The sequence below is a fragment of the Escherichia sp. MOD1-EC5950 genome, assembly GCF_002965345.1.
GTDB lineage: Bacteria > Pseudomonadota > Gammaproteobacteria > Enterobacterales > Enterobacteriaceae > Escherichia > Escherichia marmotae.
The window spans coordinates 44,494-70,676 of sequence record NZ_PTSR01000016.1; the positions used below are offsets into that span (position 1 = coordinate 44,494).

A 26,183-nucleotide genomic window follows, 5' to 3' on the forward strand; every position below is an offset into this window, starting at 1 on the left:
AGCCTGTCTATTATTTGGGGTGTCATAGAGGCGCTGCTCAGCGTCATCTTTATGTTTAGTTACCCAATATTTCGTAAGTTATGGGCGGGTTGTTTGTTATCGCTCGTAGCGAGTGGAGTAAGTATTCTGGTATGGCGAGAGTCTTATTATGAACGATGGGGTGATGGCGGTAAGTACGGTGTTGAGTGCCCCGACGTGCTGATTTCCTGTGATAACTACCACGTTTTGTATGAATTGAGTTGGTGGTTATATGGAGCAGGTTTTCTTTTTTTTATAGTGGCTCTTGTTGGGGGGGGGATTTTCGCGGTGGCGAGTGGTTATTCCAGATGGCGAAGCTGATGTATAGCGGCAAACTCCCTATATGATCCGCTAAATGCGCTTTTCACCCAACTCTATAATTTTGCAGGATTTGTAGGCCGGATAAGGCGTTTACGCCGCATCCGGCAAAGAATTTTAGCGGAAGCTCACCGCTTCTCCTGCCTGCTGCGTCGCGGCCTGTTCCAGCAAATCCCAGAAGGTTTCGCCGCTACGGTCGCAAATCCACTCATCGCCTTTCAGGTCAAAATGGTAGCCGCCCTGTTTGGTTGCCAGCCACACCTGGTGCAGCGGTTCCTGGCGGTTGATAATGATTTTGCTGCCGTTTTCAAAGGTAATGGTCAGCACGCCGCCGTTGATTTCGCAGTCGATATCGCTGTCGCCATCCCAGTCGTCCAGGCGTTCTTCAATGGTCAGCCACAGTTGATCTGCCAGGCGATGAAATTCACTGTCGTTCATTGTTGTATCCTGTTTTTAAGTGATGGCGGCAGTATAAGTTGTTTCGTCTAACAGTGAAATCAACATGGTTCGGCTATAAAACTTAACCTTCATACCTCGTCCCATTCCAACGCAAGATTGTATCCTCGTCGCATAACAGGTCGTGTAGGCCATGATTCTTTTCTTTCATCAGGCTAATTTTGCTACAAAAATAATCAATGTTAATTCTGGAGTTATCTGGGGTCATAATACTGCAAGCCATAGTTGGTGCGTCACTCGCGGTATATCCACAATCATCTTTCCCGCAGGCAGCGGGAGGCGTGGAAGGTGAATACGTGCAGTTAAGCGTTTCGGAAATGCCATCATCATTAATGTCGAGGGGACGGCTAATCTCATCGCTGTCAGTGCTTAATGTCGTTGTATCCAGGATGACGTTTAGTTTTTGTATCTTGCTTGTGGCCGCGTAATTGAAGCTGCTTGCGGCCATTATGCTTAGAGCTATGCCAATCCGTAAGGCTATTTTTTGCATCCTGGTTCCTCTGTAATAATCATAATGTCGTTGTTATGAATTTCACGGACATTCTCTTCTCTGACGCGTGTTTTCGCCGGGCAGGGGGAGGGTGTAATCCTTACCTCTGTATCGGTCCATGTATAAACATTGCGATCGTCATAAGCAAAGCGCTCGTTTTTAGTTAGCGGACCGTTAACTGGAATAATTTGCACGCTTTTTGACCGTAATTGGCGGATAAAATAAGCATGTTGTTTGCCGCTATTAAATGAGCGATCAATGACCAGGTCTGGCGTATCCAGCGGGATTATCTCAAGCTGGTCTTCACCAAATGTCGATAATTTTGTTACATACAGCCGATCTTTATACTGCGCAATATTGCCAGTAATCAGATGAAATTGTTCAGGTTCAATACCTGGTAGGTCTATCCACTGGCTCCACTGACGGTCGGGCGTGAGCTGTTTACGCCAGCGAACGCGACTTTCCCCTACTTCAAAAGAGACGTCATCATCTACGGGTATTGCCTTGCCTGATAATTGACCAAAGGGATAACGATGCAAACCATTGTTGTCGCGAAAAACCAGCAGTGAATGAGGTATCCAGCGAATTATCTCAAATGAGTCTGCATTCGCTGCAAGGCGAACACCATTTAAATAAATGTTCTGCCCACTGCGGATAAGCAGATCATTGGAATACATTTCTCTGTTTACACCCATAAGACGTGGATTAATACCCCACCATCTTTTTTCTAATACAGTAACATCACTGCTGCTTCCCTGACGTCGACCAGACAAATAGAGATTTTTACTATCCACCAACGTGGTAGTGTTACCTTCGATAGATTTTAGCGTCGCCAGATCAACACGTGACGCGCCGCTATTACTTTCGGTGCGTTGTCCGTCAAAATAGAGGCTATATTTATCGACCGCAAAGCGGCCCATAGCCTGAAAGCTGGCAATATCGACAGTAGGTGTTCCCGGTGGGTTGCTAACAATTTTGCCACGCCAGAGAATAACGCGGCCATCTGTCACCCAGTGGTATTCCTCATTTTCTATGCTTATTTCATCGGAAGGTATATAACCCGTCTCCCCGGATATATTTTTCACAAGGCGCAAATCGGCCCTGTTCATCTCCGGAAATTGGGCAATGATTTTCTTATCCTCCCAATTACCTTTACCGTAAGACATGACACCGTGATCATTGTAATAGTCGAACCCTATGGCCTGTACGGCAGGTGTCAGAAATACGTGCCCCAACAGGATGAGTGCAAGTGTGATTATTTGACTATTCATTTTGTCGCCTCATTGCGCGGGGCAGGAATAAATTCGCCGTCATCGGTAATTTTTCCGTCCAGATATCCCGTTTTGTAATCTACGCCATAGCCATATCCCGAATGTTGTTCCTTCCAGATTAAGCGAACTTGTTTCGGATCAGCGGTGCGGTATCGCCAGAGCTGCGCGCCATCAAAGCTGTAAACGTAGCGGTTATCGCGGGCATACCATCTGCGTAAAAAGGGATGGTCATTAAGATGGGCTTCGCGTTCATCCGGAGAGCGGTTATCCAGTAAGATCAGCGGTCCGTCAGATTCAAACACGTGTAAACTGGAATGGTTTGGCCACCCTTCGGCACGCGTAAGTAAATAGCCGTGGCGCTTCCCGGCGTTGAAACGTTTGTTGATAATAAGATTGGGATCATCAAGTTTCACGATCTCCAGCTTGCGGTCACCAGACTCTGTTTCGATGATGGTATAAAGCGAGTCCTGATACTGGGCGACAGCATCACTGATGGGGTGGAACTGTTCAGGATCGAGTCCGGGTAATTCTTCCTGTTTACAAGCAGGCCCTTTACGCCAGAACACTTTCTTTTCCAGCAGAGAAAAATCCAGACAGTGCTTTGTTAAATCCTCATACCAGGCCAGATTTTCCTTGTCGAGGACCTTACGCTGCAGCCCGTTTTTATCACGCCAGGTCAAGAGTGAGCCGGGCATCCAGCGCACGACGGAAAAGGTGTCCGGGTCGGCATCCAGTTGTTCGCCGTTGATCAGGATTTTGGTCCGTGTTCGGGCAAGGGTATCCCAGGGGCCAAATGGGGCAGGAAGGCAGGGATTGAATGCTGTAGAGAATTTACCGCGCTGATCCCATGACTTTTGTGCCAGTACCGTAAAGGTGTTGGGATCATCAAGGCGCTGACCATTTGCGTAAAGATAGTGCTTGTCACGGAGAATCAAACCTAGCCAGTCTGGTTTCCATTGCGGGTTAAATTCTACCTGACGCAACGTTCGGCGGTTTAGTTGCTGGTTGCTATCGGTGCGTTTGCCTTCGTAATAGAGGCTGTACTTATCTGCGGCAAAATCCCCCCATGCCTGAAATGACGAGATATCGACTGGCGGCGTGCCTGGAGGGTTTTGCACCACCTCACCAGCGTAGAGAATAGCGCGACCATCGCTATAGTAAGAGTAATGGGGAAATGTTGCGTTTACGCCGCTGTAGACAACGTCTGTCGTGAGATCGGTTGCCGGGGGCACCGTTTCCCAATCTTCCAGTTTTGTTGGGTCAATTAACAAATTCGGTAACAGATGCAGACGCTTGTAGTTAATCTGCGGTAGCGAAAGATTGGTCTTTTCATAAGGGCGCAGGTACACCACGCCTTTTCCCTGTTTCTGGTAAATATTATGTTCCGGCTCATCAAGCCGACATCCCCATGCTGATGATAAGAACAACGAACAAGACAACAAACAAACCACATTGCGATAGTGCATAAAGCCATCCTGGCGCGAGGTGCCGATCACGAAACCACCAGCAGAACATAATTCCCCGCACGTAAGCGTAACTTTTGCGGCAAATCGTCACTTTTCAGAATCCATAAAGGCCATCGCTATTTTCTGATAGTTGTTGGGGTAAAGGTGATGTTTTCACTCACGATATAAACACCATCCCGGAACTGCCTCATAGTACGGCTAATCACATTAAAATATTCCGGATTGACGCCGGGAAGGGTTTCAACATACGACTCTGCCCACCGTTACCTACTTTGTTGTCTTCCGCGAGTTGTGCCCGAATTCCACCACCGGTATCTAACATTCCCCACATTATTACGTCTCCTGCTGAACGTGATTTTTACAGAAATCTATCAATTCATTTTCCCTGTGCCATAAAGTTTATCTTTCACATCCTGCCGAACGCGGGTTTTGTACCCCCCGTTGTGAAGATCTTCATACGGAGAAAAAGAATCTTTACTCCACCCCAGCAACACTTTATCGCCAGGCATAAAATGCACGTGCAGATAATTTTCTCCCCATTCTCTTTTTGGGAGAGGCAAAGTCTTGTTACGTTTCTCCAGACGCATTCCAGCATTATACTGTGTACGAGTAGTACTTAATGTCCAGATAACCTCTGCCGTATCCCCACTGACATCACCACAACAGGTTGTTGAACCTCCACCATTCGCAAAAGCATTCGCGCCCGCCACGCCGTTAACACTGAATCCCAGTATCGGACGGTCAATTTCACTGTGGATTTCCAGAATCACTCCACCTCTTGGACCTCCCCATACTGCCTGCCCTATATTCCACAACACGACCAGTACTGGCACGGCGATCAGCATCCGCCACACCCAGCGCCCCCAGCGGGCATAACCGCGCGTAAGCTTTTGGTCAAATTTTTCCAGTCGGGTAAATAGCCCCATCAGATTTTATTCCCTCTTATCACCTGGTTGGCAACGTTGTATGTCACTGGCGACTAAGGTCAGACAACGAAATTTCATGTTTCGCCACTCTCTCAAAAGCCCCATGCCGATGATAAGAACAGCGAACAAGACAACAAACAAACCACATTGCGATAGTGCATAAAGCCATCCTGGCGCGAGGTGTCGATCACGAAACCACCAGCAAAACATAAATCCCTGCGTGTAAGCGTTATACTCGCAGCAATTCCTCACTTTTCAGACTTCATAAAGAGTCGCTAAACGCTTGCTTTTACGTCTTCTCCTGCGATGATAGAAAGCAGAAAGCGATGAACTTTACAGGCAATCCATAATGAAAAACGTGTTTAAGGCACTCACTGTATTACTGACTCTTTTCAGCCTGACGGGCTGCGGTCTGAAAGGTCCGCTCTATTTCCCGCCCGCAGATAAAAACGCGCCACCGCCGACCAAACCGGTAGATACGCAAACGCAATCCACGTTGCCGGATAAAAACGACCGCGCCACTGGCGATGGCCCATCTCAGGTGAATTACTAAAAGTCAATTTCTGTACCCGCGTGAATGGAGTAGATAATGCAGTTCTCGAAAATGCATGGCCTTGGCAACGATTTTATGGTCGTCGACGCGGTAACGCAGAATGTCTTTTTTTCACCGGATCTGATTCGTCGTCTGGCGGATCGGCACCTGGGTGTAGGTTTTGATCAGCTATTGGTGGTCGAGCCGCCTTACGATCCAGAACTCGATTTCCACTATCGTATTTTTAATGCTGACGGTAGTGAAGTGGCGCAGTGCGGCAACGGCGCACGCTGCTTTGCCCGCTTTGTACGCCTGAAAGGGCTGACCAATAAGCGCGATATTCGCGTTAGCACCGCCAATGGTCGGATGGTGCTGACCGTCACCGATGATGATCTGGTGCGGGTAAATATGGGCGAACCAAATTTCGAACCTTCCGCCGTGCCGTTTCGCGCCAACAAAGCGGAAAAGACCTATATTATGCGCGCCGCCGAGCAGACAATCTTATGCGGCGTGGTGTCAATGGGTAATCCACACTGCGTGATTCAGGTCGATGATGTCGATACTGCGGCGGTAGAAACACTAGGCCCTGTTCTGGAAAACCACGAACGCTTCCCGGAACGTGCCAATATCGGTTTTATGCAAGTGGTTAAGCGCGAGCATATTCGTTTACGAGTCTATGAACGTGGGGCAGGAGAAACTCAGGCCTGTGGCAGCGGCGCGTGTGCGGCAGTAGCGGTAGGGATTCAGCAAGGTTTGCTGGCCGAAGAAGTACGTGTGGAACTCCCTGGCGGTCGCCTTGATATCGCCTGGAAAGGTCCGGGTCATCCGTTATATATGACGGGTCCGGCAGTACATGTTTACGACGGATTTATTCATCTATGAAGCAACCAGGGGAAGAACTACAGGAAACACTCACGGAGCTTGATGACCGAGCGGTTGTCGATTATCTGATTAAAAATCCTGAGTTTTTTATCCGCAATGCGCACGCAGTAGAGGCAATTCGGGTGCCGCATCCGGTACGTGGCACCGTTTCGCTCGTCGAATGGCATATGGCCCGCGCGCGTAACCATATTCATGTTCTGGAAGAGAATATGGCGCTGTTGATGGAACAGGCTACCGCCAACGAAGGCCTGTTTTATCGCTTACTTTATCTGCAGCGCACTCTCACTGCTGCCAGCAGTCTCGACGATATGCTAATGCGCTTTCACCGTTGGGCACGCGATCTCGGTCTGGCGGGCGCGAGTCTGCGTCTGTTCCCGGATCGCTGGCGTTTAGGCGCGCCGTCGAACTATACCTATCTGGCATTGAGTCGTCAGGCTTTTGAACCACTGCGTATTCAGCGTCTGGGGCAGGAACAGCATTATCTGGGGCCGCTTAACGGGCCTGAACTGCTGGTGGTGCTGCCGGAAGCGAAAGCGGTGGGATCAGTAGCGATGTCGATGTTGGGAAGTGATGCTGATTTAGGTGTCGTACTGTTCACCAGCCGGGATGCCAGTCACTATCAACAAGGGCAAGGAACGCAGTTACTCCATGAAATTGCGCTGATGATGCCGGAGCTTCTGGAGCGTTGGATTGAACGCGTATGATCGATTTACATACCGATGTGGAACGCTATCTACGCTATCTGAGCGTGGAGCGTCAACTTAGCCCGATAACTCTGCTTAACTACCGACGCCAGCTTGAGGCGATCATCAATTTTGCCAGTGAAAACGACCTGCAAAGCTGGCAACAATGTGATGTGACGATGGTGCGTAATTTTGCTGTACGCAGTCGTCGTAAAGGGCTGGGAGCAGCAAGCCTCGCATTACGCCTCTCTGCGCTACGTAGCTTTTTTGACTGGCTGGTCAGCCAGAACGAACTCAAAGCCAACCCGGCGAAAGGTGTTTCGGCACCGAAAGCGGCACGCCATCTGCCAAAAAATATCGATGTCGATGATATGAATCGGCTGCTGGATATCGATATCAATGATCCCCTCGCCGTGCGCGACCGGGCAATGCTGGAAGTGATGTACGGTGCAGGCCTGCGTCTTTCCGAACTGGTGGGGCTGGACATCAAACACCTCGACCTGGAGTCCGGTGAAGTATGGGTGATGGGTAAAGGCAGCAAAGAACGTCGTTTGCCGATTGGTCGCAACGCGGTGGCGTGGATTGAGCACTGGCTTGATTTGCGTGACCTGTTTGGTTGCGAAGACGATGCGCTTTTCCTGTCGAAACAGGGGAAACGCATATCCGCGCGTAATGTGCAAAAACGCTTTGCCGAATGGGGCATAAAACAAGGGCTGAATAATCACGTTCACCCGCATAAATTACGTCACTCGTTCGCCACGCATATGCTGGAGTCGAGCGGCGATCTTCGTGGTGTGCAGGAGCTGCTGGGCCATGCCAACCTCTCCACCACGCAAATCTATACTCATCTTGATTTTCAACACCTTGCCTCGGTGTACGATGCGGCGCATCCACGCGCTAAACGGGGGAAATAATGCGTTTTTACCGGCCTTTGGGGCGCATCTCGGCGCTCACTTTTGACCTGGATGATACCCTTTACGATAACCGTCCGGTGATCCAACGTACCGAGCAAGAAGCACTTATCTTTGTGCAAAATTATCATCCGGCGCTGCGTAGCTTCCAGAATGAAGATCTGCAACGTCTGCGCCAGGCGGTACGGGAAGCGGAACCAGAGATTTATCATGATGTGACGCGCTGGCGTTTTCGTTCTATCGAACAAGCCATGCTCGACGCCGGGCTGAGTGCCGAAGAGGCCAGTGCAGGCGCACACGCGGCGATGATCAACTTTGCTAAATGGCGCAGCCGTATTGATGTGCCGCAGCAAACTCACGACACCTTAAAACAACTGGCGAAGAAATGGCCGCTGGTGGCGATCACCAACGGTAATGCCCAGCCTGAATTGTTTGGCCTGGGCGATTACTTTGAGTTCGTGCTGCGTGCTGGCCCGCACGGGCGCTCGAAACCGTTCAGCGATATGTACTTTCTGGCGGCAGAAAAACTCAATGTGCCGATCGGTGAGATCCTGCATGTTGGCGATGATCTCACCACCGACGTTGGTGGGGCAATTCGCAGCGGAATGCAGGCGTGCTGGATCAAACCGGAAAATGGCGATCTGATGCAAACCTGGGACAGCCGTTTACTGCCGCATCTGGAAATTTCCCGGTTGGCATCTCTGACCTCGCTGATATAATCAGCAACTCTGTATATATACCCAGCTTTTTGGCGGAGGGCGTTGCGCTTCTCCGCCCCAACATTTTTACGCGGCGGTGCCAATGGACGTTTCTTACCTGCTCGAAAGCCTTAATGACAAACAGCGCGAAGCGGTGGCCGCGCCACGCAGCAATCTTCTGGTGCTGGCGGGCGCGGGCAGTGGTAAGACGCGCGTTCTGGTGCATCGTATTGCGTGGCTGATGAGCGTGGAAAACTGCTCGCCGTACTCGATTATGGCGGTGACGTTTACCAACAAAGCGGCGGCGGAAATGCGCCATCGCATCGGGCAATTGATGGGCACCAGCCAGGGCGGCATGTGGGTTGGCACCTTCCACGGGCTGGCGCACCGCCTGCTGCGTGCGCACCATATGGACGCTAACCTACCGCAGGATTTCCAGATCCTCGATAGCGAAGACCAACTGCGCCTGCTCAAGCGTTTGATCAAAGCGATGAACCTCGACGAGAAGCAGTGGCCGCCGCGCCAGGCAATGTGGTACATCAACAGCCAGAAAGATGAAGGCCTGCGGCCGCATCATATTCAGAGCTACGGTAACCCGGTAGAGCAAACCTGGCAGAAGGTTTATCAGGCGTATCAGGAAGCGTGTGACCGCGCGGGCCTGGTGGACTTCGCTGAACTGCTGCTGCGCGCCCACGAACTGTGGCTTAACAAGCCGCATATCCTTCAGCACTACCGCGAACGTTTTACCAATATCCTTGTGGACGAATTCCAGGATACCAACAACATTCAGTACGCGTGGATCCGCCTGCTGGCGGGGGATACCGGCAAAGTGATGATCGTCGGTGATGATGACCAGTCAATTTATGGCTGGCGCGGCGCGCAGGTCGAGAATATTCAGCGTTTCCTCAATGATTTCCCAGGTGCCGAAACTATTCGTCTGGAGCAGAACTATCGCTCCACCAGTAACATTCTGAGCGCCGCCAACGCCCTGATTGAAAACAACAATGGACGCTTAGGTAAAAAATTGTGGACCGATGGCGCGGACGGTGAGCCGATTTCCCTTTATTGTGCCTTTAACGAACTCGATGAAGCGCGTTTTGTGGTTAACCGCATCAAAACCTGGCAGGACAATGGCGGGGCGCTCGCTGAGTGCGCCATTCTCTACCGTAGCAACGCCCAGTCGCGTGTGCTGGAAGAGGCCTTATTGCAGGCCAGTATGCCGTACCGTATTTATGGCGGTATGCGCTTCTTCGAACGCCAGGAAATCAAAGATGCGCTCTCGTATCTGCGCCTGATTGCCAACCGTAACGATGACGCGGCATTTGAGCGCGTGGTGAATACGCCAACGCGGGGTATTGGTGATCGGACGCTGGACGTAGTTCGCCAGACATCGCGCGATCGCCAGCTAACTCTCTGGCAGGCGTGTCGTGAACTGTTACAGGAAAAAGCCCTCGCTGGGCGCGCTGCCAGCGCCTTGCAACGGTTTATGGAACTGATTGACGCCTTAGCGCAAGAAACTGCCGATATGCCGCTGCATGTACAGACTGACCGGGTAATTAAAGACTCTGGCCTGCGTACCATGTATGAACAGGAGAAAGGCGAAAAAGGCCAGACGCGTATTGAAAACTTAGAGGAACTGGTGACAGCAACGCGCCAGTTCAGCTACAACGAAGAAGATGAAGATTTAATGCCGCTGCAGGCTTTCCTCTCGCATGCGGCACTGGAAGCGGGTGAAGGGCAGGCGGATACCTGGCAGGATGCGGTGCAGTTGATGACTTTGCACTCAGCGAAAGGGCTGGAGTTCCCGCAGGTATTTATCGTCGGTATGGAAGAGGGAATGTTCCCCAGCCAGATGTCGCTGGATGAAGGTGGGCGTCTGGAAGAAGAACGTCGTCTGGCCTACGTTGGGGTAACCCGTGCGATGCAGAAACTGACGCTGACCTATGCGGAAACTCGCCGTCTGTATGGCAAAGAGGTTTACCATCGCCCGTCGCGCTTTATTGGTGAGCTGCCGGAAGAATGTGTGGAAGAGGTGCGATTACGCGCTACGGTGAGTCGTCCGGTCAGTCATCAGCGTATGGGTACGCCACTGGCTGAGAACGACAGCGGTTACAAACTCGGCCAGCGTGTGCGCCATGCCAAGTTTGGTGAAGGGACTATCGTCAATATGGAAGGCAGCGGCGAGCATAGCCGCCTGCAGGTGGCGTTCCAGGGCCAGGGTATTAAATGGCTGGTGGCGGCTTACGCCCGGCTGGAGACGGTGTAATTTACGATTCCGTTGCCGGATGCGGTGCTGCGCACCTTATCCGGCCTACAAAATCATGCAGATTCAATAAATTGCAACGTCATGTAGGCCGGATAAGGCGTTTACGCCGCATCCGGCATCTGCACCATATTCAGTATCTGACATAAAACTATCGTTCTAACTTTTCCGCTCGACGGAAATCATGGTGACGAAGGGATAACGTTGCCAGGGGATCGTGCCGCCTTTCACATACATATGTGAGATAGTGCCATCAAGATAAAGCAACTGCCCGACATCCAGTTTCGCTTTGGCATAGCAGGCAAAATCATAAAAGTTTGTCGCCTGCTGACTGAGCAAAAATACTGCGTTACCTTGTTTATTAATCCCTACACCGTTACGGATTTTGCGCGACGCGACGTTGGGGTGAATACGCGAATTTATCACGCCATTCTCCAGCAACATCGGCCCCGACTGCACCGCAAACTGAATATCTTTACTGACTTTAAATGCCTGCAGCGGAACGATAGCGGCTTTATCTCCCGCAACATAAAACACACCGCCAGGACGAATAAAGAAATTACCTTCCCCCGAGGCGAGATTTAACGCTACCTTCTGTTGACCGTTTTCGATGTACAAACCGAGAGGCGCATAACCTTCATCATAAATACCTCCGTTCATCACCATCTGCACTTGCCCCAGGCTGTCAACATCAGCCAGCAGCGCATGAAATGTTCCCCATGCTTCGCCATTAGTTTTTTGCCAGTACATTTTCACCCGTTCTGTCTGGGGATTGACGGTATACGCTTGTACGGTCAGCGTCGGATCGGAGAGCGTGCAGTCATCAGCGGCAACAGCAAACAAGGGGAGTAAGGTGAGAGTGAGAAAAATCCGTTTGAGATTCAAGGTGATCATTCCTTTACCAATGAGTAGTCAATGCGCCATTATAGGTTCTGGATGTGGGATTTTTTTATCCTGTTAATGACCTTGACGAGTACCGAAAAGCGCGAAGTTCAACTATTGTTCTGTGGTGTTCCGTTGCGTGTTGACGGCAAAATTTTGCTGGCGTAACATGCGCGCACGATCACTCTAAGAGGACATTCGCCTTGGACACACCCAGTAGATACTGGCTCACTATCCTGTCATCCAGGATCAACTCCTAAGGCTATCCCCTTTTGCTGATAGCCTTAGCGGTTGTCAGCGACCTCAATTTTTCCCGTCGCGCTGAGTCAGGCTGTTTAATGGTCTGAAACCCAATATGTTTCTGTGTGCCCACCGAACTGTCCGATATTTTAAGCATTGGGAGTCCCGGTCATGCTGAGCGCATTTCAACTGGAAAATAACCGACTGACCCGGCTGGAAGTCGAAGAGTCACAACCCCTTGTCAATGCAGTATGGATTGATCTTGTCGAACCGGATGACGACGAGCGACTGCGCGTACAATCTGAACTTGGCCAGAGCCTGGCAACTCGCCCGGAACTGGAAGACATCGAAGCATCGGCACGTTTCTTTGAAGACGATGACGGCCTGCATATTCACTCCTTCTTCTTCTTTGAAGATGCGGAAGATCACGCCGGTAACTCCACCGTGGCATTTACCATCCGTGATGGCCGCCTGTTTACCCTGCGTGAGCGTGAGTTGCCTGCATTCCGTCTGTATCGTATGCGCGCCCGTAGCCAGTCGATGGTTGACGGTAACGCCTACGAGTTACTGCTGGATTTGTTCGAAACCAAAATTGAACAGTTGGCAGATGAAATTGAAAACATCTACAGCGATCTGGAGCAACTGAGCCGGGTGATTATGGAAGGGCGTCAGGGCGATGAGTACGACGAGGCGCTCTCCACGTTGGCAGAACTGGAAGATATCGGTTGGAAAGTTCGCCTGTGTCTGATGGATACCCAGCGTGCGCTCAACTTCCTGGTGCGCAAAGCGCGCTTACCGGGTGGGCAACTGGAGCAGGCGCGCGAGATCCTGCGAGATATCGAATCCCTGTTGCCACATAACGAGTCTCTGTTCCAGAAGGTGAACTTCCTGATGCAGGCGGCGATGGGCTTTATCAACATCGAGCAGAACCGCATCATCAAGATCTTCTCGGTGGTATCCGTTGTGTTCCTGCCGCCGACGCTGGTCGCTTCCAGCTACGGGATGAACTTCGAGTTTATGCCGGAACTGAAGTGGACTTTCGGCTACCCGGGCGCAATTATCTTTATGATCCTCGCGGGCCTGGCGCCGTATCTGTACTTTAAGCGGAAGAACTGGTTGTAAAAAACGAGAATGGTGGTTTAGCCAGGCTAAGCCACCGGTCATTCAAAGGCTCCAGGTATTTAATCCTTTTACCTCTTTCTCATAGAACCATTTATTCGTGTTAACAGCAACATAGGCTACTACAACAATTCCCAGAATGTTAACGCCAATTAATGCACCGACAAATAGAGATAAAATGCCAAGTAATAGAACTATAATCGCTTTTTTCCATAACCCGAGAACAAATAAATATATCCAGGAAAAGAAGAAAGCAATAAAATTCATTTGAATAGTTAATCGTTGTCTTATTTTTAATTCTTTATATGCTGTTTTATATTCAGGTGTTGCTCCCCAGAATCCAGGAAAACCATGTTTTTCATAAAAATTAAATCGAAATTTCCATTTTTCAGTTAATGAACCATCGTTCATATATTCCTTACTCATAAATACTCCCTTAACTATTGTTTTGATGAATCAGTAGGTGCAAGCATTAGCATACTGAAAGTGGAAAAGTAGCAAATTAAGAAAATCATAGAACCAGTGCCTGAACAGTCAAAATGTTCGGCAATCATTGTGATGAAAGAGACGATATAGACTGCTAATGTACCAAAAATATAAGTTTTTATATACGTGAACCCACTATCACGGAGTCGTTGGCAACTCATGTTGATGACGAGATAATGGAGTAAGAGAGTAGAGGCTATAACAAGAAAATTTGCTTCCACATTTGCAAAGAAGACAATAAGGAAGGTGCAAATTAGGTTTGTCAAAGTAAATGACAATATATAATGGCGTCTTGAAATCCTACCATCAGATGTTGGAATAAATACACGTAACATTAATTTTACATCCTTGTCTTAATCTCCTGCCAGCATGACAATATGCCCACTCTCGTGCAAGAGCAGGCATATTTTTTCAGAATATATTTATTTTTTATTTGGTCGTTCTACGCTGCGTATAAATCGCATCCATTACAAAAATCGCCAGTGCCACCCAAATAAAGGCAAATGTCACCATTTTATCGGCACCCGGTTTTTCACCATAAAACGTTACTGCCAGCAGGAACATTAGCGTCGGGCCAATATACTGGAAAAAGCCCAGAGTGGAGAGACGCAGGCGCGTGGCGGCGGCGGTAAAGCACAACAGCGGAACGGTGGTGACAACTCCAGCAGCGATCAGCAGTAAATTCAGCGACATTGGGTTTTGCCCCATATGGCTGGTAGAACTGTCAGCAATAGCAAACAGATAAATCGCCGCCACGGGCAGCAGCCACATGGTTTCGATTAACATGCCAGTTTGTGCTTCTACCGCTATCTTCTTACGCACCAGACCATAGAAGGCAAAGCTAAATGCCAGACCCAGCGCGATGATTGGCAGCGAACCAAAAGTCCAGAGCTGGACCAGCACACCACACACCGCCAGAATTACCGCCAGCCACTGCATCCGGCGGAACCGCTCACCGAGGAAAATCATTCCCAGCACAATGTTCACCAACGGGTTAATAAAGTAACCGAGACTCGCCTCCAGCATATGGTGATTGTTCACTGCCCAGATAAACAGTAGCCAGTTGCCACCAATCAGCACAGCAGAGACTGCCAGCATAAAGATTTTCTGTGGCGTCTGAATCAGGGTTTTTAAATAGGACCACTGGCGGCTGATGCTCATCAGCACCACCATAAAGAAAAACGACCAGATTACACGATGCGTCAGGATCTCATCAGCAGGTACGTAATAAATCAGCTTGAAGTACGCAGGAGCAATACCCCAAATAAAATAAGCGGCAAGAGCGAGTAATACGCCCTGCCGCGTTTGTTTGGTATCCATTGGAAAAACTCATTTTTAATTGTTAACGGCAGCTTACCTGCTCAGATTGCTGACAAAGTGCGCTTTGCCCATGCTGGATGCGGTGTTAACGCCTTATCTGGCCTACAAAATCATGCAAACTCAATATATTGCATTTCTCTGGTAGGCCTGATAAGCGTAGCGCATCAGGCAATTTGCGTTTGTTATCAGTCTCAGCAGTTTACCTGCTTTTAGATTTTCAACCCACCATATAGGTGGCGGTAGCACTGGCAATATAAAGTTGTTCTTCATTGTGCAGTTCAACGCGGGCGACGGCGACTTTATTACCCGCACGTAACAGGCTGCTGGTGGCTGTAAAACGCTCGCCTCTGCCTGGGCGCAGATAATCGACGCGAAGATCAATGGTTCCCATCCGCGATAACCGCTGGCGCAGTTCATCTTCACTGATGGTTTCGTGGCGGGTTAAGGTACTACCTACACATACCAGGCCAGCGGCGACATCCAGCGCCGACGCAATCACCCCGCCGTGCAAAATGCTTTGTGCCCAGTTACCAACCATCATTGGCTGATTGTTAAAGGCCAGTTGCGCAAATTCTTTCTCGTAACGCTCCAGTTCCATCCCCAATGCCCGATTAAACGGCATGTGATAAACAAACATCTCACCCACTAATTTCAGGGCTTTTTCGGCAGTCAGTACGGCAGACATATCATCCTTACACTTCAGTGGTTAATGAAATGTTGATTTTATGCTTCTTTGTTGTTGGTTTCTACTTTAGGAAGGGATAACTAACGGCAATTGAGTTAAGTATGTAAAATAGCCCGCAGAAAAAATATTCATCTAATCAATAATTCGTTACGGAGAACACGATCGATGCGGACTCTACTGGGCTGCTTGTTGCCGGTGTGTATGCTGCCGATAGTGGCAAATGCGCAAGAGGCAACGGTGAAAGATGTGCATGATGCGCCTGCAGTACGTGGCAGCATTATCGCCAATATGTTGCAGGAGCATGATAATCCTTTCACCCTTTATCCTTATGACACCAACTACATCATCTATACCCAGACCAGCGATCTGAATAAAGAAGCGATTGCCAGCTACGACTGGGCAGAAAACGCGCGTAAGGATGAAGTGAAATTCCAGTTGAGTCTGGCGTTTCCGTTGTGGCGGGGGATTTTGGGGCCAAACTCTGTACTGGGCGCTTCCTACACCCAGAAATCCTGGTGGCAGCTTTCTAATAGCGAAGAGTCATCGCCGTTTCGTGAAACCAACTATGAACCGCAATTGTTCCTCGGTTTTGCTACCGATTACCGTTTTGCAGGCTGGACACTGCGCGATGTGGAGATGGGCTACAACCATGACTCGAACGGGCGTTCTGACCCGACGTCCCGTAGCTGGAACCGCCTTTATACCCGCCTGATGGCAGAAAACGGTAACTGGCTGGTAGAAGTGAAGCCGTGGTATGTGGTGGGTAATACGGACGATAACCCGGATATCACCAAATATATGGGTTACTACCAGCTTAAAATCGGCTATCACCTCGGTGATGCGGTATTGAGCGCGAAAGGGCAGTATAACTGGAACACCGGTTACGGCGGCGCAGAGTTAGGCTTAAGTTACCCAATCACCAAACATGTGCGTCTTTATACTCAGGTCTACAGCGGTTACGGCGAATCACTTATCGACTATAACTTTAACCAGACCCGCGTCGGTGTGGGGGTTATGCTAAACGACCTGTTCTAATGCGAGTTGAGCGGCAGGCAAAACTGGAATCTTACTTCCAACGTTATCCATCCTGGCGCTAAAAGCATTGCAGTTTCTCGCTCAGGCGCTGAAAATAGCGCCTGTTTTTATTTCAGGCAATCGGGGTGAATGTGGCGCAGGCGGAAGTGTTGAATCTGGAGTCCGGAGCTAAACAGGTTTTACAAGAAACCTTTGGCTACCAACAGTTTCGCCCAGGCCAGGAAGAAATTATCGACACCGTACTTTCCGGTCGCGATTGCCTCGTCGTTATGCCAACCGGCGGTGGCAAATCTCTGTGTTATCAAATTCCTGCGTTGTTATTGAACGGCCTGACCGTTGTTGTTTCACCACTGATTTCGTTGATGAAAGACCAGGTGGATCAACTGCAAGCCAACGGTGTGGCGGCGGCGTGCCTTAACTCAACGCAAACCCGCGAGCAGCAGCTTGAAGTGATGACTGGCTGCCGTACCGGGCAAATTCGCCTGCTGTATATCGCACCAGAACGCCTGATGCTGGATAACTTCCTTGAGCATCTGGCGCACTGGAATCCTGTCTTATTAGCCGTTGATGAAGCGCACTGTATTTCCCAATGGGGACACGATTTCCGTCCGGAATATGCCGCGCTTGGTCAACTGCGCCAGCGTTTCCCGATGCTGCCATTTATGGCGCTGACAGCCACCGCCGACGACACCACGCGACAAGATATTGTGCGCCTGCTCGGGTTGAACGATCCGCTGATTCAAATCAGCAGTTTTGACCGCCCGAATATTCGCTACATGTTGATGGAGAAGTTCAAACCACTCGATCAACTGATGCGTTACGTGCAGGAACAGCGGGGTAAGTCCGGCATTATTTACTGTAACAGTCGGGCGAAAGTGGAAGACACCGCCGCGCGTCTGCAAAGCAAGGGGATTAGCGCAGCAGCGTATCACGCCGGACTGGAAAACGATGTCCGCGCCGATGTGCAGGAGAAATTCCAGCGCGATGATCTGCAAATTGTCGTGGCGACCGTGGCGTTTGGCATGGGCATCAACAAGCCTAACGTTCGCTTCGTGGTGCATTTTGATATTCCGCGCAACATTGAATCCTATTATCAGGAAACCGGTCGCGCCGGGCGTGATGGCCTGCCAGCGGAAGCGATGCTGTTTTACGATCCGGCCGATATGGCGTGGCTGCGTCGTTGTCTGGAAGAAAAGCCACAAGGGCAGTTGCAGGATATCGAGCGCCATAAACTCAATGCGATGGGCGCATTTGCCGAAGCGCAAACCTGTCGCCGTCTGGTGTTGCTGAACTATTTTGGCGAAGGTCGTCAGGAGCCGTGCGGTAACTGCGATATCTGCCTCGATCCGCCGAAACAATACGACGGTTCAACCGATGCGCAGATTGCGCTTTCCACCATTGGCCGGGTGAATCAGCGTTTTGGTATGGGCTATGTGGTGGAAGTGATTCGCGGTGCCAATAACCAGCGTATCCGCGACTACGGTCACGACAAACTGAAAGTCTATGGCATGGGGCGTGAGAAAAGCCATGAGCACTGGGTGAGCGTAATTCGCCAACTGATTCACCTCGGTCTGGTGACACAAAACATCGCCCAGCATTCTGCCCTACAACTGACAGAAGCCGCGCGCCCGGTGCTGCGTGGCGAATCCCCTCTGCAACTCGCCGTGCCGCGTATTGTGGCGCTTAAACCGAAGGTGATGCAGAAATCATTCGGCGGCAATTATGACCGCAAGCTGTTCGCCAAATTACGCAAACTGCGGAAGTCTATTGCTGATGAAAGCAATGTTCCGCCATATGTCGTGTTTAACGATGCAACGCTGATTGAGATGGCAGAGCAGATGCCGATCACCGCCAGCGAAATGTTGAGCGTTAACGGTGTCGGGATGCGTAAGCTGGAACGCTTTGGCAAACCGTTTATGACGCTGATCCGCGCGCATGTCGACGGCGACGACGAAGAGTAGTCATCGGCATAAAAAAGTGCCAGGATGAATATTCCGTAAACGTTTTCCCCACGAGTCAAATGTATGTTGATGTTATTCCTCACCGTTGCCATGGTGCATATTGTGGCGCTTATGAGTCCCGGTCCCGATTTCTTTTTTGTCTCTCAGACTGCCGTTAGTCGTTCCCGTAAAGAAGCGATGATGGGCGTGTTGGGTATTACCTGTGGTGTAATGGTTTGGGCAGGGATCGCGCTGCTTGGCTTGCATCTGATTATCGAAAAAATGGCCTGGCTGCATACGCTGATTATGGTTGGCGGTGGGCTGTATCTCTGCTGGATGGGTTACCAGATGCTGCGCGGCGCACTGAAAAAAGAGACGGTTTCCGCGCCTGCACCACAGGTGGAACTGGCGAAAAGTGGACGCAGTTTCCTGAAAGGTTTGCTGACGAATCTCGCCAATCCTAAAGCGATTATCTACTTTGGTTCGGTGTTCTCGCTGTTTGTCGGTGATAACGTCGGCACCACCGCTCGTTGGGGCATTTTCGCGCTGATCATTATCGAAACGCTGGCGTGGTTTACCGTCGTTGCCAGCCTGTTTGCCTTGCCGAAGATGCGCCGTGGTTATCAGCGCCTGTCGAAGTGGATCGATGGTTTTGCCGGAGCGTTATTTGCCGGATTTGGCATACATTTGATTATTTCGCGTTGATACCTGACGCGTCATCAGAGTAAGTCGGATAAGGCGTTTCGCCGTATCCGACATGATTTTCAGGCATGTCTGGCCGATGCCAACAGTGCTCCCACCAGCATAAACAACGAGCCGAAAATCTTATTCAACGCCTTCATTTGTTTTGGCCCTTTAATCCAGAGTGCAATCCGTTGGGCGAGGGTGGCGTAACCGATCATCACAATAATATCGACCACAATGGTGGTGACGCCGAGCACGATATACTGCATCAGTTGTGGCTGCTGGGGCATGATGAATTGTGGAAATAGCGCCGCCAGAAACACAATACTTTTGGGATTAGTAAGATTCACAAACACGGCTCGCTGAAACAGATGACGGCGAGATTGGGTTGGGGACAGCGACTTGAGGTCGATAGCTCCGGCGGCGCGCCATTGCTGAATTCCCAGCCAAATCAGGTAGGCGGCACCTGCCCATTTTAATATTTCAAAAGCAATAACCGAGCGTGAAAATAGCGTACCCAAACCCACACCAACCAATACAATATGAATCGCCAGTCCGGTTTGCAGTCCAGCGATAGACGCTAACGCACCGCGATAACCGTGGTTAAGTGAGGTCGTCATGGTGTTGATTGCGCCAGAGCCTGGCGAGAGGCTTAAAATGATCGATGTCAGCAAGTAGGCGAACCACCATTCAAAGGTCATGGGAATCTCCCGGATAGTCTATTTTTGTGCCACAATACGCTACTGTCGCGGCGTTGTGTCAGACACGCTTAAAAAAACGATTTTACGTGGTTTAAGAGGCAGATTACCCGATGTTTCAGCAGCAAAAAGACTGGGAAACAAGAGAAAAAGCGTTTGCTGCTTTTACGATGGGGCCACTGACTGACTTCTGGCGTCAGCGGGACGAGGCAGAGTTTATTGGCGTGGATGATATTCCGGTGCGCTTTGTCCGTTTTTGCGCTCCGCAACATGACCGGGTAGTCGTCGTTTGTCCAGGGCGCATTGAGAGCTATGTAAAGTATGCCGAACTAGCCTATGACCTGTTCCATCTGGGGTTTGATGTGTTAATCATCGACCATCGAGGGCAGGGACGCTCCGGTCGTCTGTTAGCCGATCCGCATCTCGGACACGTGAATCAGTTTAATGATTATGTCGATGACCTGGCGGCATTCTGGCAACAAGAGATCCAGCCAGGCCCGTGGCGTAAACGCTATATACTGGCACATTCGATGGGCGGCGCGATCTCCACATTATTTCTGCAACGCCATCCAGGTGTATGTGACGCCATTGCGCTAACTGCACCAATGTTCGGTATTGTGATTCGTATGCCGTCATTTATGGCGCGGAAAATCCTTAACTGGGCTGAAGCGCACCCACGTTTTCGTGATGGCTATGCAATAGGCACCGGTCGCTGGCGCGCGCTGCCGTTTGCCATCAATGTACTGACCCACAGCAGACAGCGATATCGACGTAATTTACGCTTCTATGCTGATGATCCAACGATTCGCGTCGGTGGGCCGACCTACCATTGGGTACGCGAAAGTATTCTGGCTGGCGAACAGGTGTTAGCCGGTGCGGGTGATGACGCCACACCAACGCTTCTCTTGCAGGCCGAAGAAGAACGTGTGGTAGATAACCGTATGCACGACCGTTTTTGTGAACTCCGCGCCGCAGCGGGTCATCCTGTAGAAGGGGGGCGACCGCTGGTAATTAAAGGTGCGTACCACGAGATCCTTTTTGAAAAGGACGCAATGCGCTCAGTCGCGCTCCACGCCATCGTCGAATTTTTCGACCGGCATAACACATCCAGCGGAAGTCGCTCGTTATAGAGGTTTAAATTTCTTATGTATCAGGTTGTTGCGTCTGATTTAGATGGTACGTTACTTTCCCCCGACCATACGTTGTCCCCTTACGCCAAAGAAACGCTGAAATTGCTCACTGCGCGCGGTATCAACTTTGTGTTTGCGACCGGTCGCCACCACGTCGATGTGGGGCAAATTCGCGATAATCTGGAGATTAAGTCGTACATGATCACCTCCAATGGCGCGCGCGTTCACGACCTCGATGGCAATCTGATTTTTGCTCATAACCTGGATCATGACATTGCCAGCGATCTGTTTGGCGTGGTCAACGACAACCCGGACATCATTACTAACGTTTATCGTGATGATGAATGGTTTATGAACCGCCACCGCCCGGAAGAGATGCGCTTTTTTAAAGAAGCGGTATTCAAATATGCTCTGTATGAGCCGGGATTGCTGGAGCCGGAAGGCGTCAGCAAAGTATTCTTCACCTGCGATTCTCATGAAAAATTGTTACCACTTGAGCAAGCAATCAATGCTCGCTGGGGCGATCGCGTCAACGTCAGCTTCTCTACCTTAACCTGTCTGGAAGTGATGGCTGGCGGTGTTTCTAAAGGCCATGCGCTGGAAGCGGTGGCGAAGAAACTGGGTTACAGTCTGAAGGATTGCATTGCCTTTGGCGACGGGATGAACGACGCCGAAATGCTGTCGATGGCGGGGAAAGGTTGCATTATGGGCAGCGCGCACCAGCGTCTGAAAGATCTGCATCCGGAACTGGAAGTCATTGGGACTAATGCCGAAGACGCGGTGCCGCATTATCTGCGTAAGCTCTATTTATCGTAATCGTTCTTTATTTGTTCAGTTGTCAACCTGATACTTCGCTACAATGGATACTCGTTAATCAAAGAGTTTTCCATTGTGGCGCTACTAATCATCACCACTATTCTGTGGGCCTTCTCCTTTAGCTTTTACGGCGAGTACCTTGCGGGGCACGTCGACAGCTATTTTTCGGTGCTGGTACGCGTTGGCCTGGCGGCGCTCGTTTTCCTGCCGTTCCTGCGTACCCGAGGCAATAGCCTGAAAACCATTGGCCTGTATATGCTGGTGGGCGCGATGCAGCTTGGCATTATGTATATGCTTAGTTTCCGTGCCTATCTTTACCTGACTGTCTCTGAATTGCTGTTATTTACCGTCCTGACGCCGCTCTACATCACGCTGATTTATGACATCATGAGTAAGCGCCGTCTGCGCTGGGGCTACGCTTTTAGCGCCTTGCTGGCAGTTATTGGTGCCGGGATTATTCGTTACGATCAGGTCACTGACCATTTCTGGACTGGCCTGCTGCTGGTGCAACTCTCCAATATCACTTTCGCGATTGGTATGGTGGGCTATAAACGCCTGATGGAAACCCGCCCGATGCCGCAGCATAACGCCTTTGCGTGGTTCTATCTCGGCGCGTTCCTGGTGGCGGTGATTGCATGGTTCTTGCTGGGCAATACGCAGAAAATGCCGGAAACTACGCTGCAATGGAGCATTCTGGTGTTTCTTGGCGTGGTGGCCTCCGGGATTGGTTACTTTATGTGGAACTACGGCGCGACTCAGGTGGACGCCGGAACGCTGGGTATTATGAATAATATGCATGTTCCGGCAGGGCTGCTGGTTAACCTGGCAATCTGGCACCAACAGCCGCACTGGCCAACGTTTATTACAGGCGCGCTGGTGATCCTGGCCTCACTGTGGGTGCATCGTAAGTGGGTCGCTCCGCGCTCTTCACAAACGGCAGATGATCGCAGGCGTGATTGCGCGTTGAGCGAATAAACGCTTCCGTAACCGGCTGACGCTGCTCGCCATCGCGAACGGCGGCGTACAGTCGGCTCCACAATCCTTCGCCAAGGGTTTTAGTCACTACCAAACCCTGGCGTTCAAAGCTCTCCACCACCCAATGCGGCAGGGCGGCAATACCCATCCGCGCGGCAACCATCTGAATCAACAATAAGGTGTTATCGACGCTTTTCAGTGACGGACTGACGCCTGCGGGCTGAAGAAAATGCCGCCAGACATCCAGTCGGCTACGCTGCACCGGATAAATTAACAGCGTCTCGCTGGCGAGATCTTCCGGCGTGATCCGCGTTTTCGCAGCCAGTGGATGGTCAGGTGCTAACACCAGACGCACTTCATAATCGAACATTGGCGAGTAATGCAGGCCACTGCGCGGCAGAATATCGGATGTCATCACCAGATCCAGCTCGCCCTGTTGCAACGCGGGCTGCGGGTCAAAGGTTACGCCCGATTTAAAATCCGTCTCGACCTGCGGCCAGTTCTTATGAAAGTTTTCTAACGCGGGCGTCAGCCACTGAATACAGCTATGACATTCGATGGCGATACGCAGGCGAGTCTGCTGCGGTTCATTGCAGGCTTGCAGTGCCTGACTGATTTGCGGCAGTACCTGGTTTGCCAGTTGTAACAGGATTTCTCCCTGCGGCGTAAAGCGTAGCGGCTGGCTTTTACGCACAAATAGCCGGAAGCCAAGACGTTGTTCCAGATCGCTAAACTGGTGAGACAGGGCGGATTGCGTCTGATGCAACGTCGCCGCAGCGGCTGCGAGCGAGCCGCAGTTCCGCAACGCTTGTAGCGTTTTCAGGTGTTTTACTTCGATCATGAAAGTCCTTCACTTCGGCATGAATAATTTGCGCTTGAGGAATATACAGTAACCGCCAATTATGGATGTGTAAACATCTGGACGTCTAAATACTAAAAATTCCATAAGGGGCATATAATGACAATTCTTAATCACACCCTCGGTTTTCCTCGCGTTGGCCTGCGTCGCGAGCTGAAAAAAGCACAAGAAAGTTATTGGGCGGGGAACTCCACGCGTGAAGAATTACTGGCGGTGGGGCGTGAATTGCGTGCCCGTCACTGGGATCAACAAAAGCAGGCCGGTATCGACTTGCTGCCGGTGGGCGACTTTGCCTGGTACGATCATGTTCTGACCACCAGCCTGTTGCTGGGTAACGTTCCGGCGCGTCATCAGAACAAAGATGGTTCTGTAGATATCGACACCCTTTTCCGTATTGGTCGTGGACGTGCGCCAACTGGCGAACCTGCGGCGGCGGCGGAAATGACCAAATGGTTTAACACCAACTATCACTACATGGTGCCGGAGTTCGTTAAAGGGCAGCAATTCAAACTGACCTGGACGCAGTTGCTGGATGAAGTGGATGAGGCGCAGGCGCTGGGTCACAAGGTGAAACCTGTGCTACTGGGACCGGTCACCTACCTGTGGCTGGGTAAAGTGAAAGGTGAACAGTTTGATCGCCTGAGTCTGCTGAATGACATTCTGCCGGTTTATCAGCAAGTTCTGGCGGAACTGGCAAAACGTGGCATTGAGTGGGTACAGATCGACGAACCGGCGCTGGTACTGGAACTGCCGCAGGCGTGGCTGGACGCGTATAAACCTGCTTACGATGCACTGCAGGGGCAGGTGAAACTGCTGTTGACCACCTATTTTGAAGGCGTAACACCGAACCTCGACACGATTACTGCGCTGCCTGTTCAGGGTCTGCATGTCGACCTCGTACATGGCAAAGATGATGTAGCAGAACTACACAAGCGCCTGCCTTCTGACTGGCTGCTGTCTGCCGGACTGGTCAATGGTCGTAACGTCTGGCGCGCCGATCTCACCGAGAAATATGCGCAAATTAAGGACATTGTCGGTAAACGTGATTTATGGGTGGCATCTTCCTGCTCACTGCTTCATAGCCCTATCGACCTGAGCGTGGAAACGCGCCTTGATGCAGAAGTGAAAAGCTGGTTTGCCTTCGCCCTGCAAAAATGTCATGAACTGGCACTGCTACGCGATGCGTTGAACAGTGGTGACACGGCAGCTCTGGCAGAGTGGAGCGCACCGATTCAGGCGCGCCGTCACTCAACCCGCGTACATAATCCGGCGGTAGAAAAACGTCTGGCAGCCATTACCGCCCAGGACAGTCAGCGTGCGAATGTCTATGAAGTGCGTGCTGAAGCCCAGCGTGCGCGTTTTAAACTGCCCGCATGGCCGACCACCACGATTGGTTCCTTCCCGCAAACCACGGAAATTCGTACCCTGCGTTTGGATTTCAAAAAGGGCAATCTTGACGCCAACAACTACCGCACGGGTATTGCGGAACATATCAAGCAGGCCATTGTTGAGCAGGAACGTTTGGGACTGGATGTGCTGGTGCACGGCGAAGCTGAACGTAACGACATGGTGGAATACTTTGGCGAGCATCTCGACGGTTTTGTCTTCACACAAAACGGTTGGGTACAGAGCTACGGTTCCCGCTGCGTTAAGCCGCCGATTGTCATTGGTGACGTTAGCCGTCCGGCGCCGATTACCGTTGAGTGGGCAAAGTATGCGCAATCGCTGACTGACAAACCGGTGAAAGGGATGCTGACGGGGCCGGTGACGATTCTCTGCTGGTCGTTCCCGCGTGAAGATGTCAGCCGTGAAACCATCGCTAAACAGATCGCTTTGGCGCTGCGTGATGAAGTGGCGGATCTGGAAGCCGCTGGAATTGGCATCATCCAGATTGACGAACCGGCACTGCGCGAAGGTTTACCGCTACGTCGCAGCGACTGGGATGCCTATCTCCAGTGGGGCGTAGAGGCCTTCCGTATCAACGCCGCCGTGGCGAAGGATGAAACGCAAATTCACACCCATATGTGTTATTGCGAGTTCAACGACATCATGGATTCGATTGCGGCGCTGGACGCAGACGTCATTACCATTGAAACCTCGCGTTCCGACATGGAGTTGCTGGAGTCGTTTGAAGAGTTTGATTATCCGAATGAAATCGGTCCTGGCGTCTATGACATTCACTCGCCAAACGTACCGAGCGTGGAATGGATTGAATCCCTGCTGAAGAAAGCGGCACAACGTATTCCGGCAGAGCGCCTGTGGGTCAACCCGGACTGCGGCCTGAAAACGCGTGGTTGGCCAGAAACCCGCGCGGCACTGGCGAACATGGTGCAGGCGGCGCAGAATTTGCGTCGGGGGTGATGAGTATTAACGAGTCACTGTAAATTGCAGTACGATGAT

At 50.9% G+C, this 26,183-nt stretch carries 28 protein-coding genes; 15 read left to right on the top strand and 13 right to left on the bottom strand.

All coding sequences use genetic code 11. The annotated features are described in order from the left end of the window. Positions 1 to 453: 453 nt before the first annotated feature. The 6 genes from cyaY to BEA93_RS15810 form a co-directional block, all read right to left on the bottom strand. Positions 454 to 774, bottom strand: a complete 321-nt coding sequence (gene cyaY, locus BEA93_RS15790) for an iron donor protein CyaY (protein ID WP_001517388.1) — start codon at positions 772 to 774, stop codon at positions 454 to 456. A gap of 82 nt (positions 775 to 856) precedes the next feature. Next, positions 857 to 1,282, bottom strand: a complete 426-nt coding sequence (locus tag BEA93_RS15795) for a hypothetical protein (protein WP_105224764.1) — start codon at positions 1,280 to 1,282, stop codon at positions 857 to 859. Further along, positions 1,270 to 2,553, bottom strand: coding sequence for a DKNYY family protein (locus tag BEA93_RS15800; RefSeq protein WP_105224763.1), 1,284 nt, complete (start codon positions 2,551 to 2,553; stop codon positions 1,270 to 1,272). Before BEA93_RS15800 ends, BEA93_RS15795 begins: the two co-directional genes overlap by 13 nt. Beyond that, on the bottom strand, positions 2,550 to 4,019 hold the full coding sequence (locus BEA93_RS15805) for a hypothetical protein (protein WP_016262693.1): 1,470 nt from the start codon (positions 4,017 to 4,019) through the stop codon (positions 2,550 to 2,552). Before BEA93_RS15805 ends, BEA93_RS15800 begins: the two co-directional genes overlap by 4 nt. Before the next feature lie 202 nt (positions 4,020 to 4,221). After that, on the bottom strand, positions 4,222 to 4,350 hold the full coding sequence (locus BEA93_RS26110) for a hypothetical protein (protein ID WP_001517385.1): 129 nt from the start codon (positions 4,348 to 4,350) through the stop codon (positions 4,222 to 4,224). Positions 4,351 to 4,390: 40 nt separating this feature from the next. After that, entirely contained in the window at positions 4,391 to 4,945 is a 555-nt protein-coding gene (locus BEA93_RS15810; protein WP_001517384.1) for a DUF3304 domain-containing protein, read from the bottom strand. A gap of 349 nt (positions 4,946 to 5,294) precedes the next feature. Here BEA93_RS15810 and lptM point away from each other — a divergent pair, with 349 nt between their 5' ends. From lptM to uvrD, 6 genes are all read left to right on the top strand, one after another. Beyond that, positions 5,295 to 5,498, top strand: coding sequence for an LPS translocon maturation chaperone LptM (lptM, locus tag BEA93_RS15815; RefSeq protein WP_000799886.1), 204 nt, complete (start codon positions 5,295 to 5,297; stop codon positions 5,496 to 5,498). Positions 5,499 to 5,534: 36 nt separating this feature from the next. Next, entirely contained in the window at positions 5,535 to 6,359 is an 825-nt protein-coding gene (dapF, locus tag BEA93_RS15820) for a diaminopimelate epimerase (RefSeq protein ID WP_001160644.1), read from the top strand. Continuing rightward, positions 6,356 to 7,063, top strand: a complete 708-nt coding sequence (locus BEA93_RS15825; protein ID WP_001517383.1) for a DUF484 domain-containing protein — start codon at positions 6,356 to 6,358, stop codon at positions 7,061 to 7,063. Before dapF ends, BEA93_RS15825 begins: the two co-directional genes overlap by 4 nt. Beyond that, positions 7,060 to 7,956: a tyrosine recombinase XerC gene (gene xerC / locus BEA93_RS15830; protein WP_000566225.1), complete on the top strand. Its 897-nt coding sequence runs from the start codon at positions 7,060 to 7,062 to the stop codon at positions 7,954 to 7,956. Before BEA93_RS15825 ends, xerC begins: the two co-directional genes overlap by 4 nt. Then, positions 7,956 to 8,672 (top strand): 5-amino-6-(5-phospho-D-ribitylamino)uracil phosphatase YigB, encoded by a 717-nt coding sequence (yigB, locus tag BEA93_RS15835; RefSeq protein WP_001213593.1) that lies wholly within the window; start codon positions 7,956 to 7,958, stop codon positions 8,670 to 8,672. Before xerC ends, yigB begins: the two co-directional genes overlap by 1 nt. A gap of 82 nt (positions 8,673 to 8,754) precedes the next feature. Continuing rightward, positions 8,755 to 10,917, top strand: coding sequence for a DNA helicase II (uvrD, locus tag BEA93_RS15840; protein ID WP_001517382.1), 2,163 nt, complete (start codon positions 8,755 to 8,757; stop codon positions 10,915 to 10,917). Positions 10,918 to 11,073: 156 nt separating this feature from the next. Here uvrD and BEA93_RS15845 read toward each other — a convergent pair whose 3' ends face one another. Beyond that, on the bottom strand, positions 11,074 to 11,808 hold the full coding sequence (locus BEA93_RS15845) for a phosphodiester glycosidase family protein (RefSeq protein ID WP_236942061.1): 735 nt from the start codon (positions 11,806 to 11,808) through the stop codon (positions 11,074 to 11,076). Positions 11,809 to 11,999: 191 nt separating this feature from the next. Between BEA93_RS15845 and ysgD the strand changes: the two genes are divergently transcribed. Together ysgD and corA are read left to right on the top strand one after the other, a co-directional pair. After that, positions 12,000 to 12,056, top strand: a complete 57-nt coding sequence (ysgD, locus tag BEA93_RS25735; protein ID WP_211180520.1) for a protein YsgD — start codon at positions 12,000 to 12,002, stop codon at positions 12,054 to 12,056. A 151-nt stretch (positions 12,057 to 12,207) separates the two neighbouring features. Then, the gene (gene corA, locus BEA93_RS15850; RefSeq protein ID WP_000947160.1) at positions 12,208 to 13,158 is read left to right on the top strand and encodes a magnesium/cobalt transporter CorA; all 951 of its coding nucleotides are present in this window, start codon (positions 12,208 to 12,210) and stop codon (positions 13,156 to 13,158) included. 42 nt (positions 13,159 to 13,200) lie between these two features. On the opposite strand, the gene BEA93_RS15855 is transcribed toward corA, so the two are convergent. The 4 genes from BEA93_RS15855 to yigI all read right to left on the bottom strand — a co-directional run bounded on the left by BEA93_RS15855 (position 13,201) and on the right by yigI (position 15,646). Then, a complete protein-coding gene (locus tag BEA93_RS15855) occupies positions 13,201 to 13,581 on the bottom strand; it encodes a DUF2628 domain-containing protein (protein WP_000032592.1) in 381 nt (126 codons plus the stop codon). Between the two features lie 14 nt (positions 13,582 to 13,595). Continuing rightward, positions 13,596 to 13,976 (bottom strand): hypothetical protein, encoded by a 381-nt coding sequence (locus BEA93_RS15860; RefSeq protein WP_001517380.1) that lies wholly within the window; start codon positions 13,974 to 13,976, stop codon positions 13,596 to 13,598. A gap of 94 nt (positions 13,977 to 14,070) precedes the next feature. Beyond that, positions 14,071 to 14,961, bottom strand: coding sequence for an EamA family transporter RarD (gene rarD / locus BEA93_RS15865; protein ID WP_000380004.1), 891 nt, complete (start codon positions 14,959 to 14,961; stop codon positions 14,071 to 14,073). Between the two features lie 217 nt (positions 14,962 to 15,178). Beyond that, positions 15,179 to 15,646 (bottom strand): acyl-CoA thioesterase YigI, encoded by a 468-nt coding sequence (gene yigI / locus BEA93_RS15870; protein WP_001277134.1) that lies wholly within the window; start codon positions 15,644 to 15,646, stop codon positions 15,179 to 15,181. Positions 15,647 to 15,811: 165 nt separating this feature from the next. Between yigI and pldA the strand changes: the two genes are divergently transcribed. The 3 genes from pldA (at position 15,812) to rhtC (ending at position 19,326) form a co-directional block, all read left to right on the top strand. Further along, a complete protein-coding gene (pldA, locus tag BEA93_RS15875) occupies positions 15,812 to 16,681 on the top strand; it encodes a phospholipase A (protein ID WP_001259597.1) in 870 nt (289 codons plus the stop codon). Positions 16,682 to 16,812: 131 nt separating this feature from the next. Further along, complete coding sequence (gene recQ, locus BEA93_RS15880; protein ID WP_024191924.1) at positions 16,813 to 18,642, top strand: ATP-dependent DNA helicase RecQ; 1,830 nt, start codon at positions 16,813 to 16,815, stop codon at positions 18,640 to 18,642. A 63-nt stretch (positions 18,643 to 18,705) separates the two neighbouring features. Further along, positions 18,706 to 19,326, top strand: coding sequence for a threonine export protein RhtC (gene rhtC / locus BEA93_RS15885; RefSeq protein ID WP_000928833.1), 621 nt, complete (start codon positions 18,706 to 18,708; stop codon positions 19,324 to 19,326). Between the two features lie 59 nt (positions 19,327 to 19,385). Here rhtC and rhtB read toward each other — a convergent pair whose 3' ends face one another. Continuing rightward, positions 19,386 to 20,006, bottom strand: coding sequence for a homoserine/homoserine lactone efflux protein (rhtB, locus tag BEA93_RS15890; protein WP_000142511.1), 621 nt, complete (start codon positions 20,004 to 20,006; stop codon positions 19,386 to 19,388). Positions 20,007 to 20,116: 110 nt separating this feature from the next. Here rhtB and pldB point away from each other — a divergent pair, with 110 nt between their 5' ends. The 3 genes from pldB (at position 20,117) to bioP (ending at position 22,924) form a co-directional block, all read left to right on the top strand. After that, on the top strand, positions 20,117 to 21,133 hold the full coding sequence (gene pldB / locus BEA93_RS15895; protein ID WP_016262690.1) for a lysophospholipase L2: 1,017 nt from the start codon (positions 20,117 to 20,119) through the stop codon (positions 21,131 to 21,133). A gap of 15 nt (positions 21,134 to 21,148) precedes the next feature. After that, positions 21,149 to 21,949 carry a sugar/pyridoxal phosphate phosphatase YigL gene (gene yigL / locus BEA93_RS15900; protein WP_000285344.1) on the top strand — a complete coding sequence of 267 codons (801 nt, stop codon included), beginning with the start codon at positions 21,149 to 21,151 and terminating at the stop codon, positions 21,947 to 21,949. Between the two features lie 75 nt (positions 21,950 to 22,024). Further along, positions 22,025 to 22,924, top strand: coding sequence for a biotin transporter (gene bioP / locus BEA93_RS15905; protein WP_001196250.1), 900 nt, complete (start codon positions 22,025 to 22,027; stop codon positions 22,922 to 22,924). On the opposite strand, the gene metR is transcribed toward bioP, so the two are convergent. Then, entirely contained in the window at positions 22,812 to 23,765 is a 954-nt protein-coding gene (metR, locus tag BEA93_RS15910; RefSeq protein ID WP_000573631.1) for an HTH-type transcriptional regulator MetR, read from the bottom strand. The genes bioP and metR overlap by 113 nt on opposite strands. A 117-nt stretch (positions 23,766 to 23,882) precedes the next feature. Here metR and metE point away from each other — a divergent pair, with 117 nt between their 5' ends. Beyond that, a complete protein-coding gene (metE, locus tag BEA93_RS15915) occupies positions 23,883 to 26,144 on the top strand; it encodes a 5-methyltetrahydropteroyltriglutamate--homocysteine S-methyltransferase (RefSeq protein ID WP_000153915.1) in 2,262 nt (753 codons plus the stop codon). The last annotated feature ends 39 nt before the right edge of the window (positions 26,145 to 26,183 follow it).